A 14881-nucleotide genomic window follows, 5' to 3' on the forward strand; every position below is an offset into this window, starting at 1 on the left:
AGAGACAGCAGCAATGAACACCCAGACCCGCGAACCCACCGCCACCAGTGCGGCCCAGAGCAAGGCTGAGACTCTCATCGAAGCGCTGCCCTGGATCCAGCGCTTTGCCGGCACCACCATGGTGATCAAGTACGGCGGCAACGCCATGGTCAACGAGGACCTCCGCCGGGCTTTTGCTGAGGACGTCGTGTTCCTCCACCACGTGGGCATCCACCCCGTAGTGGTGCACGGGGGCGGCCCGCAGATCAACGCCATGCTTAGCCGCCTCGGCATCGAGTCAGAATTCAAGGGTGGCCTGCGGGTCACCACTCCCGAAGCCATGGATGTGGTCCGGATGGTGCTGACAGGCCAAGTCGGGCGTGAGCTTGTTGGCCTCATCAACTCCCACGGGCCCTACGCCGTGGGCATGTCGGGCGAAGACGGCGGATTGCTGCGGGCTGTGCGCACGGGAACGGTTGTAGACGGGGAAGAAGTGGACCTGGGCCTCGTGGGTGAAGTCGTGGGGGTGAATCCCGAAGGCATCCTGGACATCCTGGCGGCCGGCCGCATCCCCGTCATCTCCACCGTTGCTCCTGAAATTACCGACGACGGCACCGGGTTCCAGACCACCGGCCAGGTCCTCAACGTCAACGCGGACAGCGCCGCTGCCGCCCTGGCAGAGGCGCTGGACGCCTCAAAGCTCGTGATCCTCACCGACGTTGAAGGCCTCTACGCCAACTGGCCCGACCGCAGCTCACTGATTTCTTCCCTGACGGCCTCCGAACTCCGCAAGCTCCTGCCGTCGCTGGAATCGGGCATGATTCCCAAGATGGGCGCCTGCCTGAAGGCTGTCGACGGCGGCGTGGGACAGGCTCACATCGTTGACGGACGGCTTCCCCATTCCATGCTGCTGGAAACCTTCACCACCGCAGGCATCGGCACCCAGGTTGTTTCGGACGAGGACATGAACGCATGAATATGGTTGAGAACGCCACTGAACACACCGCACCAGTACCAGCGGAGCTGGAGTCCTCTCCGATCCGGGAGCTTGTCGCAGCCCACAGCAGCGGTGCGGAATGGCTGGCGCGCTATTCTTCGTCCCTGATCGGCGTCTTCGGGACTCCCCAGCGGGTCCTGGTCCGCGGGGCCGGTTGCCTCGTCTGGGACGCGGACGGGAAGGAGTACCTTGACCTGCTGGGCGGCATCGCTGTCAATGCCCTTGGCCATGCCCACCCCTTCGTCACTTCAGTGATCTCCAGCCAGCTCGCAACACTTGGCCACGTTTCCAACTTCTTCACCAGTCCCACGCAGATCGCACTGGCGGAGAAGCTGCTCGCAGTCACCAAGGCCCCGGCTGGGTCAAAGGTGTTCTTCGCGAACTCCGGCACCGAAGCGAACGAGGCCGCCTTTAAGCTGGCCCGCCGCAACACGGGCACGGAAGGAACGCCACGTACCAAGATCATCGCGCTTGAGGGTGCTTTCCACGGTCGGACCATGGGCGCCTTGGCGCTCACGGCGAAAGAAGCGTACCGCACGCCTTTCGAGCCCTTGCCGGCGGGCGTCGTCCACGTCCCGTTCGGTGACGTGGAGGCACTTCTGAATGCCATCGATGAGTCGGTGGCCGCTGTCTTCCTGGAGCCCATCCAGGGCGAAGCGGGTGTCCGGCCGTTGCCTCCCGGGTACCTGCAGGCTGCCAGGGAAGCAACCAGCAAGGCAGGCGCCCTGCTCATCCTTGATGAAGTCCAGACCGGTATCGGCCGGACCGGGAAATGGCTGGCCAGCGAGGACGAAGGCATCGTTCCTGACGCCATAACCCTCGCTAAGGGGCTGGGCGGCGGGTTCCCGGTTGGTGCCCTGGTCACGTTCGGCGAGCAGACGTCCTCTCTCCTTACTGCCGGCCAGCACGGAACCACCTTCGGGGGGAACCCCGTGGCGACGGCGGCAGCCTTGGCGACGCTCCACACGATCGAGCATCAGCACGTCCTGGAAAACGTCCGGGAGGTGGGTGAACATCTGCGGCTGGCCCTCGCCGATGTGGAAGGCGTTACCGAAGTGCGGGGCGAAGGGCTCCTCATCGGCTTCGACCTTGACGCCGATGTTGCTCCTGCTCTGGTCACAGCCGGGCTGGAGAACGGGTTCATTATCAACAGCCCCGGTCCGCGGACCATCCGCCTGGCTCCACCGCTCATTCTTACCGTCGAACAGGCCGACCGCTTTATCAAGGCCCTGCCCGTGCTCCTCACCATCGCAAAGGACGCCCAGTGACCGCCACACGCCATTTCCTCAAGGACACCGACCTCACGCCGGCCGAGCAGGCTGAAGTACTCGATCTTGCCCTTCGGCTGAAGGCCGCGCCCTACAGTGCTCAGCCGTTCGCAGGAGACGGAAGCGGCCGCAAGACCGTTGCGGTGATCTTCGACAAGACGTCCACCCGGACACGCGTCTCCTTCGCCACCGGTGTGGCGGACATGGGCGGCAACGCGCTGATCATCAATCCAGGGGAAGCGCAGATCGGCCACAAGGAATCGGTGGAAGACACCGCCAAAGTCCTTGAGCGCATGGTCTCCACCATCGTGTGGCGAACGGGAGCGCATTCCGGCCTGGTTGCCATGGCGGAAAACTCAAGTGTTCCGGTCATCAACGCCCTGTGCGATGACTACCACCCCTGCCAGCTCCTGGCCGACCTCCTGGCGGTGAAGGAACACAAAGGCGAGCTCAAGGGTCTCACCATGAGCTACCTCGGTGACGCCGCCAACAACATGGCCAACTCCTACCTCCTGGCTGGTGTGACCGCCGGAATGCACGTCCGCATCGCCGGCCCGGAAGGGTATCTGCCGTCAGCGGACATCGTGGCAGCCGCCGAGAAGCGTGGCGGTGAGACCGGTGGTTCGGTCCTGATCACCACCGATGCAGCCGAAGCGTTGGCCGGGGCCGATGTCGTCGCCACTGACACTTGGGTGTCTATGGGACAGGAAGCCGAGAAGGAAGCCCGGCTGCAGCTGTTCCGGGAGTACTCCGTCGATGAGGCAGCCATGCAGCACGCGGCGCCTGACGCCGTCGTCCTTCACTGCCTGCCGGCCTACAGAGGTTACGAAATCTCCGCAGGAGTCATCGACGGTCCCCAGTCGATCGTCTGGGACGAGGCGGAAAACCGCCTGCACGCCCAGAAGGCGCTGATGGCATGGCTGATGCATCAGTCCGGACTGGCCGTTGTGGAAGGCCTCCCGCCGGTGACCAGGGACGGCAATTAGTGTCCGTTCCCTCGGTTTCACCTGGCGCCAGCCCCGCCACCAAGACCGCCCGTCAGGCTCGCATCATCGCGATCCTGACGGGGGAGTCGGTACGTTCCCAGGCAGAGCTGGCAGCATTGCTGGCGGACGACGGCGTTCAGGTCACCCAGGCAACGTTGTCCCGTGACCTCGTTGAACTCGGAGCCGTGAGGGTCCGGGGCAAGGAAGGCGTTCTCGTGTACGCCGTGCCTGGCGAAGGCGGGGAAAGGGCTGCCAAGAGCGGTGTCACCCAGGAAATCCTGGACAGCCGTCTCGCGCGGTTATGCGGGGAACTCCTGGTCACTGCCGAGGCGTCAGCCAATATCGTGGTGCTCAGGACGCCCCCGGGGGCAGCCAACTTCCTGGCACTGGCCATCGACCATTCGGTGATGCCTTCGATCCTCGGAACCATCGCCGGCGACGACACCGTCATGCTGGTGACGCGTGATCCCGAAGGTGGAGCCGAACTTGCCGCCCGGTTCCTTAGATTGGCTGACGAAGCAGGCCAATAAGGTTTAGCGGGCGGACCCCTAAGCTGTAAACAGACCAGCCGTGCGACCACCTGGCGGCTAACCATCAAACAAGAACAACAAACACAACTGAGGAGCATTTCCGTGACTGAGCGTATTGTGCTGGCCTACTCCGGTGGCCTTGATACTTCCGTAGCCATCGGCTGGATCGGTGAAGCCACCGGTGCCGAGGTCATCGCTGTGGCGGTCGACGTCGGACAGGGCGGCGAGTCGCTGGAGACCATCCGCCAGCGCGCACTGGGCTGTGGGGCCGTCGAAGCCTACGTTGCCGATGCCAGCGACGAGTTCGCCAACGAATACTGCGTCCCCACGCTGAAGGCAAACGCCCTCTACCAGGGCCACTACCCGTTGGTTTCTGCCATCTCGCGTCCGGTCATCGTCAAGCACCTCGTCAAGGCCGCCCGCGAATTCGGCGCCACCACCGTCGCCCACGGCTGCACCGGCAAAGGCAACGACCAGGTCCGCTTTGAGGTGGGCATCCAGACCCTCGGCCCGGACCTGAAGTGCATTGCTCCTGTCCGCGACCTCGCCCTGACCCGCGACAAGGCCATCGCCTTCGCCGAGGAAAAGGGCCTGCCGATCGAGACCACCAAGAAGAACCCGTACTCGATCGACCAGAACGTCTGGGGACGCGCCGTCGAAACCGGCTACCTCGAAGACATCTGGAACGCCCCCACCAAGGACATTTACGACTACACCGCCACCCCGGAGTTCCCGCCGGCCCCGGATGAGGTCACCATTTCGTTCGAGGCCGGAGTGCCCGTGGCTATCGACGGCGTCAAGGTCACCCCGCTGCAGGCCATCAAGGAACTGAACCGCAGGGCAGGCGCCCAGGGCGTGGGCCGCATCGACGTCGTCGAGGACCGCCTGGTAGGCATCAAGTCCCGCGAAATCTACGAGGCTCCGGGCGCGATGGCACTGATCACCGCCCACAAGCACCTCGAGGACATCACCATCGAACGCGAGCAGGCCCGCTTCAAGGCCACTGTTGGCCAGCGCTGGGCCGAACTTGTCTACGACGGCCAGTGGTTCTCCCCGCTCAAGCGCTCCCTGGATGCCTTCATCGAGGACACCCAGAAGTACGTCTCCGGCGACATCCGCATGGTCCTCCACGGCGGTCAGGCGATCGTCAACGGACGCCGCTCCGACACCTCGCTGTACGACTTCGATCTCGCCACCTACGACACCGGCGACACCTTCGACCAGTCCATGGCACGGGGCTTTATCGAACTGTGGGGCATGTCTGCAAAGGTTGCCTCCGGCCGCGACATCCGCGTCGCGGGGCAGTAAATGGCGTCGGCTACAAATGAGGGTGCCCTGTGGGGCGGCCGCTTTGCCGGCGGCCCCGCCGATGCCCTCGCGGCCCTGAGCAAGTCCACCCACTTTGACTGGCGGCTGGCCCGCTACGACATCGCCGGATCGGTGGCGCACGCCCGCGTGCTCCACAAGGCAGGGCTGTTGGACGATGCCGAGCTTAAAGGCATGCTGGCTGCACTGGCACAGCTCGACGAGGACGTGGCTTCAGGGGCCTACCTGCCTGCTGAATCAGACGAGGATGTTCACGGCTCCCTGGAACGCGGGCTCATTGAGCGTGCCGGCACCCAGCTGGGGGGAAAGCTCCGGGCCGGACGTTCCCGCAACGACCAAGTGGCCACGTTGGGCCGGATGTTCCTGCGGGACCATGCGCGCATCATCGCCCGCGGAGTGCTGGCCACCATTGACGCTCTCGTCGAACAGGCCAAGGCGCATCAGGGCGTGGCCATGCCCGGCCGAACCCACCTGCAGCACGCCCAGCCTGTGCTCCTCAGCCATCACCTCCTGGCCCATGCCTGGGCCCTGCTGCGTGATGTGCAGCGCCTCCAAGACTGGGACAAGCGGGCGGGTGTTTCGCCCTACGGCTCCGGCGCCTTGGCGGGTTCTTCGCTGGGGCTGGATCCGGAGGCTGTTGCGGCTGACCTTGGCTTCTTCTCCGCAACCCACAACTCGATCGACGGCACCGCTTCCCGCGATGTTTTCGCCGAGTTCGCCTGGGTGACGGCCATGATCGGAGTGGACCTTTCACGGGTTTCCGAGGAAGTGATTTTGTGGGCCACCAAGGAGTTCTCCTTCGTGACACTGCATGATTCCTACTCCACGGGATCGTCGATCATGCCTCAGAAGAAGAACCCGGACGTTGCCGAGCTGGCTCGTGGCAAGGCGGGACGCCTCATCGGCAACCTGACCGGGCTTTTGGCCACGCTCAAGGGCCTGCCGCTCGCATACAACCGCGATCTGCAGGAGGACAAGGAGCCGGTGTTTGACGCAGCCGACACCCTCGAGCTGCTGCTTCCGGCGGTCTCGGGAATGATCGCCACCCTGAAATTCAACAAGGAGCGGATGGAATCGCTGGCTCCACAGGGGTTTGCGCTTGCGACCGATATTGCCGAATGGCTCGTGCGCCAGGGTGTTCCGTTCCGGGAAGCGCATGAGCTTTCCGGTGCCGCCGTCAAGCAGGCCGAGAGCCGCGGCGTCGAACTCTGGGATCTGACCGACGAAGAGTACGCTGCCATCTCGGAGCACCTCACTCCCGAGGTGCGGACCGTCCTTAGCACGGAAGGTTCGCTCAACAGCCGGAATTCGCAGGGCGGAACGGCACCGGCCGCCGTCGAACGCCAGCTGAAAGCCCTGGAAGTGGAAGTCTCCATGGTCAGGGCGTACGCCGGCTGACCGGGCTACCCAATTCGCACGAGATGGCACTTCACGGCAGTATTCTTCGGGATAACTGCCGTGAAGTGCCATCTCGCGCTTAGGATGGGCGCCATGACCACGATCAGAACCGACGAACTCCTTTTAGAGCTCCACAAGGCGGCTGACGTCGTGCATGGGCTTGCCGCCAAACTGACGGACCAGGACGTTCCCGCGGCTTCCGAACTGCCCGGATGGAGCCGGGGACACGTGCTGGCGCACATCAGCGGCATAGCGAACGCCATGGCCCGCCAGCTGGAGTATGCAGCCCGTGGCGAGACCGTGGAACTGTATGACGGCGGCATGGAGGGTCGGAACCAAGCCATCGATATGGCCGCAAGCCGATCATTGGCAGAGCACCGGACAGCCCTCAACGCCGCCTTGGAGCGGGTTCTGCGCGCCTTCGACGGTTTGGAGCTTTCAGACGGTGTGGGGGAAACAGGATGGCAGGCTCCCATCGCGTACCGCGGCGGAGTGGTGTACGACGGCGGCCTGGCCCTTTGGCGTGAACTCACCATTCATGCTGCTGACCTCGGCATGGGCCGCGGTCCGGAGACATGGAGCAGGACCTTTTGCGGGCACCTGTTCGATTTCCTGGCTCCGCGGGTCCCCGAAAATCAGCGGTTTGTGTTCCAGCCGCTCGGTTTGCCTCCCATCACCCTTGGTTCCGGAGGGAAAACAACGGTGGTCAGCGGCATGCTGACTGACATTGCCGCATGGCTTGCCGGCAGGACTCCCTCGCTGGGCAGCCTCCGGGCTTCGGCTGCTGCTGACGGTGTGGATCTCCCGGAGCTGCTGCCATGGCCTGCAGGCGTTCCGGTGGTACGGCCCTAGCCCTGCAGTAAGGCCTGGAGCCCGCAGCAAAGGCCAGAGCCCGCAGCAATCCTCAGGCGGCCTCGCGCGCCAGCAGACTTTCCTTGACCGCAAGGCCCCACCGAAAGCCGCCCAACGTTCCGTCGGTCCTGATCACACGGTGGCACGGCACAAAGAGGGCTGCTGCATTGAATGCACATGCGCTTGCCGCCGCGCGGACAGCCAGCGGATTCCCGGCGAGCATGGCGTACTGAGCGTAAGTGACTGGCTTACCGGGGCTTACGGTGCGGAGCATGTCCCAGGCGTGGCTGCGGAAGGGACCGGATTTCTGCAGCACCGGGACCTGCATGGCCGGATCGGGATCGCCTGCGTAATACGCTTCCACGGCCTCAGACACGGAACCCATCTGCCGGACCGCCACAAGTTCTGAGGGACGCAGCAGAGGGTGTACCTGGCCGGTCAATTCGTCAGGCTCAGCGGTCCAGCCGGACGCGAGGACTTCGCCGTCCCGGGCAATGATGCTGAAGGGGCCATCGGGCGTGGACAAAGTCAGGAGCTCGGCTTTCATGATTTCACTTTCGCTGTTGTCGGGCCTGTGCGTTTTATAGGAGAGGCGGACGACGCGGCCCGCCACAGGTGCATGGTGGCGTAGGACCGCCATGGGCTGACTTCCCGGAAATCGGGAGTGCCGGGGTACAGGGCGGCCACAGACCGGTTGACCGAAAGGGAACGGATTCCATTGCGTACGGCAGCATCATTGGCCAGGAAAATATCGGGCGCGCCGATAACGCGCATGGCCACATATCCCACGGTCCAGGGACCGATTCCAGCCAACGGTAAGAGCTTGTCCGTCAGGCTGGAGAAATTGTCTCCGTAGCCAAAGCTAAAGTCACCTGCTGCCATGGCGGCTGTCACAGATACCAGTGAATCCATTCGCCGCTGCGGGCCCTTAAGTAATAGGGGTGCTGATTCTGACAGCTGGGCCGGCGTTGGAAACAGTCGATCAAGGCCATCTCCCGGCACCGACGTCTCGCTGCCGCAAACGGCCAGTTGAGTAAGGGCGGTCCTGGCCGACGCCACGGTTATCTGCTGGCCTACCATCGCCCGGACCAACAGTTCCCGGGGGTCAACGGCGCCAGGCAGACGCATGCCGGGGGATTCGGCAACGGATTGTGCGAGCCGGGGTTCTGCGGCCAGCGCTGAGTCCACTGCCCCCGGGTCGGCGTCGAGATCCAGGAGCCGGCGTACCCTGCTCAGAAGAACAGGAAGGTCACGGAGATCCACGGCACCAATGGTGAGAATCAACGGACGGCCGGGGGCGCCGTCGTCGTACTCCACCTTGAAGCGGGAATCACCGTGCTGCAAGCGGAGCGTTCGGGCGTAGGAAGCCGGCGTGCCCGCCTCTATGCCCGGGATGGCCCGGACGGCGAGGAAGGTGAAGATGCCGGGATTGAAAGGTTCCCGGTAGGGGAGTTGGAGCGTCAGTGCCGTAGTGGTGGTGACCGGGGCTTTCTGATGCCGGGCTGTGCCGCGGAGAGCCGTCGGAGTCATATCGAAGACCTCCACCACGGTGTCGTTGAACTGGCGCACGCTGTTGAAGCCCGCGGCAAACGCAATATCGGCAAACTTCATCGACGTTGACACCAGCAAAGTCCTTGCAGTCTGGGCCCTTCCCGCCCGTGCCAGCGAGAGGGGACCGGCACCGAGTTCTGACGTGAGGATCCTGTTGAGCTGACGGGAGGAGTAGCCCAGCCGCGAAGCCAGCCCTTCCACTCCGTCGCGATTAATGACGCCGTCGTTGATGAGGCGCATGGCCCGTCCCGCTACGTCCGATCGTATGTTCCAGGCGGGCGTTCCTGGTACGGCCTCCGGAAGGCAGCGTTTGCACGCCCGGTAGCCGGCTTCATGGGCAGCCGCCGACGTTTCATAGAACGTGACGTTCTCGGCCTTGGGGGTCCTCGCAGGACAGGACGGCCGGCAGTAAATCCCTGTTGTCCGGACAGCGGTGAAGAACTGCCCGTCGAAACGGGGGTCGCGGGCGTCTATTGCCCGGTATCGCTGCCAAAAGTCCATGCCTTCATCCTGTCAGCTCCGGGACGGCCGGGCTAGCGGAATTCGGACATGGCCGTGGAGTGCCGGCCCTCGCCGTTTTGTTAAGGTTTGAATCATGAACGTGAGCTCTCAGCATCCAACCGGCGGTGTGCCGCCGATGTCGGTGCGGGAGGTGCTCTCGGCCGATGCGCGGCATGTTGCGCCTTTGCTGTTGGGGGCGGTCCTCACCCACAACAGTGCGGCGGGAGCTGTATCCGTCCGGATCACGGAGGTCGAGGCCTATCTGGGCCCCCATGATTCCCTGCATCCTGATCCCGGTTCCCATACATTCCGCGGCCTGACTCCCCGGAATGCGCCAATGTTCGGCCCGGCCGGCCATCTTTACGTCTACTTCACCTATGGCATGCATTACTGCGCCAATATTGTCTGCGGACCCGCCGGCGTGGCATCCGCCCTGCTGCTGCGCGCCGGAGAAGTCGTAGCCGGCCAGGATCTTGCCCTCGCCCGGCGGCCCGCGTCCAAAACGGCTGTTGATTTGGCCAGCGGCCCGGCCCGCCTCGCCACTGCACTCGGCCTAACGACCGCGGACAGCGGCAGGGACGCGCTCAAGGAGCCCTTCGCGCTGGAACTGCCTTCCACCCCTGCGTCAGGGGTTAGCGCCGGGCCCCGCGTGGGCGTCGCGGGTGCCGGCGGCACACATGAATATCCCTGGAGGTTCTGGCTGACCGGCGACCCCACAGTCTCCCGGTACAAGGCAGCCAAAAGCAAGGCTGTCACCGGGAAGTCCGCCGGCACACAGTAGTGTGGATGCGTGAATCCAAGCGAGCCAGTTACCACCCGGCGCCCCGTCCCCGTGGACGAGCTCATCACGAGCCTCTGCGTCACTGTGCCGGACTACCCGAAACCCGGCATCTCCTTTAAGGACCTAACCCCCGTTTTTGCCAATCCCGCGGCCTTCAGGGCCATCGTCGACTCTTTGGTGGAACCGTTCAAGGGACAGTTCGACGCCGTCGCGGGAGTGGAAGCACGAGGTTTCCTGCTGGCCGCCGCAGCTGCCTACGCCACGAATACAGGAGTTGTGACCGTCAGGAAGGCGGGGAAGCTTCCGCGCGCTGTTTTTGCCGAGGACTATGCCCTGGAATACGGCACGGCAACATTGGAGCTGCACACCTCGGATTTGCCGGCCGGCAGCCGCGTGCTCATCCTCGACGACGTCCTCGCAACCGGAGGCACACTCGGTGCGGCAACCAGGCTCTTTGAACGATGCGGCATCCATGTGGCCGGAGTCGGGGTTGTGATGGAGCTTGGCGAGCTCCGCGGACGCTCCACTTTGACCGGTCATCGGGTCCGATCGCTTCTGCGTTTGTAGCAAGGCACGTCATCACACACGCGGGCAACGGATTGGTTGTAGAATGTTAGGTCTGTCTTTTGCGATAGGGGAACGTCTCGATGCTCGACGCTGATTTAGCCCATGAACGGGACTACGTAGCGGGGTTGTATGCCCGTTTGGATGAACTGCGCGAGGAAAAGCGCACCCAGTTGGCGCAAGTGCGCCGTGCCGGCGCCATAGGAACCATGCAGAACGTCTCTGAGCGTGACGCCTTCGCCGCGCTGTACGAAGACCGCCTGGCGCAGCTCGACGCCGTCGATGACCGCCTTGTCTTCGGCCGGCTGGACCTTGACTCGGGCGAAGCCCAGTACATCGGACGTATCGGCCTCACCACTGAGGATCTCCAGCGACTCATGGTGGATTGGCGGGCACCTGAGGCGGGCCACTTCTACCAGGCCACCGCCTTTGACCGGCAAGGCGTGCGCCGCCGTCGCCACCTCATCCTCCAGGGGCGGGAAGTACGGGCCATCGAAGATGATGTCCTGGACGCAGACATGCTGGCTGACAACGCATCGTTGCAAGGGGAGGGCGCGCTCCTCGCCGCCCTCGATTCAAAGCGCACCGGACGTATGTCCGACATCGTGGGCACCATCCAGTCTGAGCAGGACAGGATCATCCGCTCCAGCATTTCCGGGGCCTTGGTTGTCCAGGGCGGTCCCGGCACCGGCAAGACGGCCGTGGCACTGCACCGCGCTGCGTATCTGCTGTATACCCATCGAGACCGGCTGAAGACCGCAGGCGTCCTGCTGGTTGGCCCGTCGTCGTCGTTCATGAAGTACATCGAACGTGTCCTCCCCTCACTGGGCGAGACCGGCGTCGTGATGGCCAGCCTTGGCAGGCTGATGCCGGGCATCAATGCCGTCGCTGAGCCGGAAGGCGATGTCGCCGCCCTCAAGGGCAGCCTGCGGATGGCTGAAGTGGTGGCCAATGCTGTGGCCAACCGTCAGCGGATTCCCGCCGAGGACCGGATTCTCGAGGTGGACGGCCGCAAACTCGTGCTCACTCCGCGTCAGGTCCGCCGCGCCAGGGACAAGGCTCGTGGAACCGGCAAGCCTCACAACGAGGCCAGGGTTACTTTCGTGAAGATCCTGCTCCGGGAGCTGACGGAGCAAATGACCGAGCTGGTCGAAGCCGGCAGTATCGGCAACAATGCCGACCGCTCCTACCTTGCGGAGGATGTCCGTTCAGCAAGGGACGTCAGGATCGCCCTGAATCTGTGCTGGATGCCCATGACTCCGGAAAAGCTGGTGGGTGAACTGCTCAGCAAACCGGCAATCCTGGAAGCATGCACGCCCGGCTTTACAGCCGAACAGCGAGCCCTCCTCTTGCGGCCTGCGGATTCTCCTTGGACGGAGTCTGATGTGCCGCTGCTGGACGAGGCTGCGGAATTGCTGGGCGAACTCGACGCGGCTGCCGGCCGTGGGTTGGCCCAGCAGGAACACGACCGTGCCCGCGATCTCGCCAACGCCCGCCAGACCCTGGTCAACATGGAGACTGCCGGGGTGGACGTACTCATGAGCGCCGAGGAGCTCGTCGACCAGAACCAGGAGCGGGAAGCCCGGCTAACTGCTGCCGAGCGCGCTACCAGCGATCGAACGTGGGCTTTTGGGCACATCGTGGTGGACGAGGCGCAGGAGCTGTCGCCCATGCAGTGGCGCCTACTGGTTCGGCGGTGCCCACTCAAGTCCTTTACCATCGTCGGAGATATCGCCCAGACCAGTTCTGTTGCCGGCGCGAAATCCTGGCAGGGTGCGTTGGAACCTCTCTTCGGGGACCGCTGGCAGCTCGAAGAGCTGACTGTGAACTACCGGACGCCGTCCCAGATCGCCGAGGCTGCCGCTCGTATGGCAAATGCCGCGGGCCTGGTGGTGTCAGCGCCGAAGGCTGTCCGCGAGGGCCGCTGGTCACCGATCATTGACGAGGTGGAGCAGGGCTCCATGGTCAGTCACCTTGTGGACGTACTTCCCGAGGAACTGGAAGCGCTCGACGGCGGACTGCTGGCAGTGATTGCAGATGGCCCGTTGCTGCCCGAAGCCACGGCCGCCCTGCGGTCCGCATACGGCCGCAGGGTCGGAACCGGCGCGGGAAGCTACGAACAGGACATTGTGGTCATCAGCCCGCGCGAGGCAAAGGGCCTGGAGTTCGACGGCGTCGTGGTTCTGGAACCTTCGGCAATGCTCAACCATGAGCACGGCCGCGTAGGTGATCTCTATGTGGCCATGACCCGGCCCACGCAGCGGCTGAGACTCATTGCATCAGCAGGGATACCGGCCGGCATCGAAGGCTGAACCCGGCGCTGCTTATCCGTCAATCCTGCTAACTTAGATCACGTGTCACAACTAACTGATCTTGAATCCCAGCAGAACGATCCCAGCTTCGCCAACATCTGGCAGGAGCTGAAATGGCGCGGACTTGTCCACGTTTCCACCGACGAAGTGGAACTGGAAAAGCTCCTCGCCGGCGACGCGATCACCTATTACTGCGGATTCGATCCCACTGCGCCGAGCCTCCATCTCGGCAACCTGGTGCAGTTGCTGCTCATGCGCAGGCTGCAGCTCGCCGGCCATAAGCCCCTTGGGCTTGTGGGCGGCTCCACTGGCCTCATCGGCGATCCCCGGCCGACAGCTGAACGGACCCTGAATACCAAGGACACTGTCACCGAGTGGGTGGGATACCTTCAGGCCCAGGTACGTCGATTCCTGAGCTTTGAAGGGGCCAATGCGGCCCGTATGGTCAACAACCTGGACTGGACTGCCCCTTTGAGCGCCATCGACTTCCTGCGCGAAATCGGCAAGCACTACCGCGTCGGCACCATGCTCCGTAAGGATGCCGTAGCGTCCCGCCTCGGCTCCGAAGAGGGAATCAGCTACACCGAGTTCAGCTACCAGATCCTGCAGGGCATGGACTACCTCCAGCTGTTCCGGGACTACGGCTGCGTACTCCAGACCGGCGGATCAGATCAGTGGGGCAATCTCACGAGCGGCACGGAACTTATCCGCAAGGTTGAGGGAAAGCACGTGCACGCCCTGGGAACACCCCTGATCACGAACTCGGACGGAACCAAGTTCGGCAAGAGCGAAGGCAACGCCATCTGGCTGGATCCGGAGATGTGCAGCCCGTACGCCTTCTACCAGTTCTGGCTGAACACTGCCGATGCTGACGTCGCAGCACGATTGAAGGTTTTCACCTTCCTGAGCAGGGCCGAGATCGAGGCACTCGAACTCTCAGTGGCGGAGCGTCCCTTCGCACGGGAAGGGCAGCGGAAGCTGGCATATGAGGTCACATCGCTGGTTCATGGCGTCGAGGCAACCGAAAAAGTCATAGCCGCCTCGGCTGCTTTGTTCGGCAACGGCGATCTCAGCGTGCTGGATGAGCAGACCCTCGCAGCGGCGACGTCGGAGCTTCCCTCCGCGAAGATCGACGACGCCGGCCTCGGCATCATTGACCTCTTGGTGGCTTCCGGGCTCTCGGAGAGTAAGTCAGCCGCCCGGCGCACGGTAGGGGAGGGCGGCGCTTACGTGAACAACGCTAAGATCTCCGATCCTGAAGCAGTGATTTCACCTGAGCAACTGCTCCACGGCCGTTACTTGTTGCTGCGACGGGGCAAGAAAAACCTGGCCACAGTGGAAGTCGCGGCTCGCTGAGCACACTGGCATCACCTGGGCAAAGCGCCACGCACTACCTGGACAGAGCACGCTCCTTTCCGCCGATTTGCACGGCCGGGGAGGAGCGTGTAATGTCTTCTGAGTCGCCGCCGCTGAGTGGCGACAGACCCCCTACAAATGAGAAGCAATTCTTCATGCGCAAGGCGCACAAAATGAGAATTGTTTCAAATTTTGCTGGGCGGATTCATTGAAAGCCAAGTGAATTTGCGGAGAATATCCGGATTTGCAAAGTGAAAATGAATGAAATAAGCTGGAAACATCGCAGCGAAGAAATGCGAAACAAAAGAATTCGAGAGTTATTCGGATAAACATTGTTTCAGTAAGTATTCGAATGTGTCTGTTGTTTGAGAACTCAATAGTGTGCCAAGTTTGTTGATACCAATTGTTTTATTGATTGGTTGTTTTGGCCAGGCCTGTCCACCCCGTGGATTGGGTTTGGTTTTTACAGCTGGTTTCAAA

At 63.2% G+C, this 14881-nt stretch carries 13 protein-coding genes; 11 read left to right on the forward strand and 2 right to left on the reverse strand.

Annotation, left to right across the window (positions count from 1 at the left end; genetic code table 11):
• Positions 1 to 13: 13 nt before the first annotated feature.
• The 7 genes from argB to MU551_RS22070 all read left to right on the forward strand — a co-directional run bounded on the left by argB (position 14) and on the right by MU551_RS22070 (position 7336).
• Entirely contained in the window at positions 14 to 955 is a 942-nt protein-coding gene (gene argB, locus MU551_RS22040) for an acetylglutamate kinase (protein ID WP_247048702.1), read from the forward strand.
• Positions 952 to 2244 (forward strand): acetylornithine transaminase, encoded by a 1293-nt coding sequence (locus tag MU551_RS22045; RefSeq protein WP_247048703.1) that lies wholly within the window; start codon positions 952 to 954, stop codon positions 2242 to 2244. The genes argB and MU551_RS22045 overlap by 4 nt, the downstream gene beginning before the upstream one ends.
• On the forward strand, positions 2241 to 3230 hold the full coding sequence (argF, locus tag MU551_RS22050; RefSeq protein WP_247048704.1) for an ornithine carbamoyltransferase: 990 nt from the start codon (positions 2241 to 2243) through the stop codon (positions 3228 to 3230). The genes MU551_RS22045 and argF overlap by 4 nt, the downstream gene beginning before the upstream one ends.
• The gene (locus MU551_RS22055; protein ID WP_247048705.1) at positions 3230 to 3760 is read left to right on the forward strand and encodes an arginine repressor; all 531 of its coding nucleotides are present in this window, start codon (positions 3230 to 3232) and stop codon (positions 3758 to 3760) included. The genes argF and MU551_RS22055 overlap by 1 nt, the downstream gene beginning before the upstream one ends.
• A gap of 102 nt (positions 3761 to 3862) precedes the next feature.
• The gene (locus MU551_RS22060; RefSeq protein WP_102970916.1) at positions 3863 to 5068 is read left to right on the forward strand and encodes an argininosuccinate synthase; all 1206 of its coding nucleotides are present in this window, start codon (positions 3863 to 3865) and stop codon (positions 5066 to 5068) included.
• Positions 5069 to 6484 carry an argininosuccinate lyase gene (gene argH, locus MU551_RS22065; protein WP_247048706.1) on the forward strand — a complete coding sequence of 472 codons (1416 nt, stop codon included), beginning with the start codon at positions 5069 to 5071 and terminating at the stop codon, positions 6482 to 6484. It abuts the gene before it with no gap.
• A gap of 93 nt (positions 6485 to 6577) precedes the next feature.
• On the forward strand, positions 6578 to 7336 hold the full coding sequence (locus MU551_RS22070) for a maleylpyruvate isomerase family mycothiol-dependent enzyme (RefSeq protein ID WP_247048707.1): 759 nt from the start codon (positions 6578 to 6580) through the stop codon (positions 7334 to 7336).
• Positions 7337 to 7388: 52 nt separating this feature from the next.
• Here the strand turns inward: MU551_RS22070 and MU551_RS22075 are convergent, their stop codons facing one another.
• Complete coding sequence (locus MU551_RS22075; RefSeq protein ID WP_247048708.1) at positions 7389 to 7883, reverse strand: methylated-DNA--[protein]-cysteine S-methyltransferase; 495 nt, start codon at positions 7881 to 7883, stop codon at positions 7389 to 7391.
• Positions 7880 to 9388, reverse strand: a complete 1509-nt coding sequence (locus MU551_RS22080) for an AlkA N-terminal domain-containing protein (protein ID WP_247048709.1) — start codon at positions 9386 to 9388, stop codon at positions 7880 to 7882. Before MU551_RS22080 ends, MU551_RS22075 begins: the two co-directional genes overlap by 4 nt.
• A gap of 94 nt (positions 9389 to 9482) precedes the next feature.
• On the opposite strand from MU551_RS22080, the gene MU551_RS22085 reads away from it, so the two are divergent.
• From MU551_RS22085 to tyrS, 4 genes are all read left to right on the forward strand, one after another.
• Positions 9483 to 10169 carry a DNA-3-methyladenine glycosylase gene (locus MU551_RS22085; protein WP_247048710.1) on the forward strand — a complete coding sequence of 229 codons (687 nt, stop codon included), beginning with the start codon at positions 9483 to 9485 and terminating at the stop codon, positions 10167 to 10169.
• A 9-nt stretch (positions 10170 to 10178) separates the two neighbouring features.
• Positions 10179 to 10736: an adenine phosphoribosyltransferase gene (locus MU551_RS22090; RefSeq protein WP_247048711.1), complete on the forward strand. Its 558-nt coding sequence runs from the start codon at positions 10179 to 10181 to the stop codon at positions 10734 to 10736.
• An 80-nt stretch (positions 10737 to 10816) separates the two neighbouring features.
• Positions 10817 to 13045, forward strand: coding sequence for a HelD family protein (locus MU551_RS22095; protein ID WP_247048712.1), 2229 nt, complete (start codon positions 10817 to 10819; stop codon positions 13043 to 13045).
• A gap of 42 nt (positions 13046 to 13087) precedes the next feature.
• Positions 13088 to 14401, forward strand: coding sequence for a tyrosine--tRNA ligase (tyrS, locus tag MU551_RS22100; protein ID WP_247048713.1), 1314 nt, complete (start codon positions 13088 to 13090; stop codon positions 14399 to 14401).
• The last annotated feature ends 480 nt before the right edge of the window (positions 14402 to 14881 follow it).

The organism is Arthrobacter rhizosphaerae, assembly GCF_023062595.1.
Classification (GTDB): domain Bacteria; phylum Actinomycetota; class Actinomycetes; order Actinomycetales; family Micrococcaceae; genus Arthrobacter; species Arthrobacter rhizosphaerae.

What these genes read in the sequence shown, in the direction of transcription:
- argB (WP_247048702.1), top strand. Translation starts at nt 14, where the DNA reads ATGAACACCCAGACCCGCGAACCCACCGCCACCAGTGCGGCCCAGAGC.
- MU551_RS22045 (WP_247048703.1), top strand. Translation starts at nt 952, where the DNA reads ATGAATATGGTTGAGAACGCCACTGAACACACCGCACCAGTACCAGCG.
- argH (WP_247048706.1), top strand. Translation starts at nt 5,069, where the DNA reads ATGGCGTCGGCTACAAATGAGGGTGCCCTGTGGGGCGGCCGCTTTGCC.
- MU551_RS22070 (WP_247048707.1), top strand. Translation starts at nt 6,578, where the DNA reads ATGACCACGATCAGAACCGACGAACTCCTTTTAGAGCTCCACAAGGCG.
- MU551_RS22075 (WP_247048708.1), bottom strand. Translation starts at nt 7,883, where the DNA reads ATGAAAGCCGAGCTCCTGACTTTGTCCACGCCCGATGGCCCCTTCAGC.
- MU551_RS22080 (WP_247048709.1), bottom strand. Translation starts at nt 9,388, where the DNA reads ATGGACTTTTGGCAGCGATACCGGGCAATAGACGCCCGCGACCCCCGT.
- MU551_RS22085 (WP_247048710.1), top strand. Translation starts at nt 9,483, where the DNA reads ATGAACGTGAGCTCTCAGCATCCAACCGGCGGTGTGCCGCCGATGTCG.
- MU551_RS22095 (WP_247048712.1), top strand. Translation starts at nt 10,817, where the DNA reads ATGCTCGACGCTGATTTAGCCCATGAACGGGACTACGTAGCGGGGTTG.